The sequence below is a fragment of the Pseudomonas sp. SIMBA_068 genome (assembly GCF_046534705.1).
Classification (GTDB): Bacteria; Pseudomonadota; Gammaproteobacteria; order Pseudomonadales; family Pseudomonadaceae; genus Aquipseudomonas; species Aquipseudomonas putida.
Map to the genome: position 1 here is coordinate 1 of NZ_JAWRYI010000460.1, position 274 is coordinate 274.

At 46.7% G+C, this 274-nt stretch carries 1 protein-coding gene; it reads left to right on the plus strand.

The annotated features are described in order from the left end of the window. Nucleotides 1–211: 211 nt before the first annotated feature. Nucleotides 212–274, plus strand: a 63-nt coding sequence (locus SB756_RS29955; protein WP_410913218.1) for a DUF412 family protein, incomplete at its 3' end; no start/stop codon positions are given.

Consider the following 274-nt stretch of genomic DNA (forward strand, 5'->3'; position numbering starts at 1 on the left):
GTCTGAACCTGGCTCAGGCCTCTTCCCAAAAGCGCAATCCGCTTCCGGAAAGGGGGTAAAACGGCGTCAGAATAGCTGGAGTCACCTTTAAAGACAAAAATAATTGAAGGATGTCACGTAAAGTTGTGTAGTTATAACTATTTTTTAATTGTTACAGCATTAGTTGAGGTGAGCCATGGCGAATGAATCTGGCAGTACCAATTGGTTTCGGATGTTTCAGCGCGGCCAACACTATATGAAGACCTGGCCGGCTGATAAGCGCCTGGCACCCATG